Source organism: Paenibacillus sp. 01T422, assembly GCF_056398785.1.
On sequence record NZ_JBFTQB010001357.1, the window covers coordinates 1 to 1,086 of the forward strand.

1 protein-coding gene and 1 pseudogene are annotated in these 1,086 nt (G+C 47.6%); both read right to left on the reverse strand.

Features of this window, described 5'->3' with window-relative positions:
• Window positions 1–454 (reverse strand): annotated as a pseudogene (locus AC1DUA_RS38705) (phosphotransferase); the annotation flags it as partial.
• A gap of 4 nt (window positions 455–458) precedes the next feature.
• On the reverse strand, window positions 459–1,086 hold a 628-nt coding region (locus AC1DUA_RS38710; RefSeq protein ID WP_477504737.1), incomplete at its 5' end, for a serine hydrolase.

The window sequence follows — 1,086 nt, forward strand, 5'->3', positions numbered from 1 at the left end:
GGTGAAGCTTATAAATTTTTGAAAATGATATGCCGTTATAATCGAGCTGACTTATCTCGAATTGATGAAGTACCTGACTCATTTCACCGACAATACGTCCAAATTCAGCGGCGTCTTGCACATTTGCTAATTCGTGATTCGTACCCTCAAGAAAAATGACAATAGCACCCAAACTTCCATCAGACAATCGTACATAATCATTTCTAGTTAAAGTAGGTACAAATTTCGGCACTTGAAAAGTCAGCTCTATTTCAGCTAAAAATGACGTCAACCTTGATTCTAACTCGATGCCCTCCACATGTTTCGTATGTCGGTTGTAAATACGGAGGACGTATTTTTGGCCGTTTATCTTGATTATTTTTGTTACATTGGTCAGTCCAAACGGGACGGTATCCAACTCATAGTTGGCTTCCACAAAATAATTACGAACCAATTCATCTAGTTGTTCCTGCATACCGTCACCCTTCAATAGATGCAGCAACGGCATTATGAAAGCAATCCCGCAGTCGCACGACAGATTTCTCACGTCCGAAGTGCACACGGTTGGTCAACAACACAGCGAAAACGCTGCTGTCGGGATCCATCCATACGCTAGTCCCTGTGAATCCCGTGTGCCCGTAGCTTCGCGAGGAGAACAAATCACCCGAAGCGTCCCAGGCATCGCCCTTCAGTACCCAACCAAGGCCACGGTTTGCATTCATCTTGTCTTCCGTGTAACTTCGCGTGGCAGCTGCAACGGATGCACCTGACAACACATGGCCATGACCGTCGCAAGCAGGCTTCCCATTGTTCAGCCACATGGCTGCATATTTCGCAATATCCTTCGCCGTCGAGAACAYGCCTGCATGTCCGCTGACGCCCCCCATAGCCCATGCATTCTCGTCATGTACCTCGCCCCATCGATACGCGCCGCCCATGAACTCCGTTGCTGCTATTCGCGACTGCATTTCGTTAGCCGGGCGATAGCTCGTATCGCGCATGCCCAGCGGTTCAAAGACATAACGATTAGCAGCCTCATCAAGCGGCATGCTGAACAACTTTGCAGCCAATTCCCCAAGAATGATGTAGTTAAAATCACTATACACA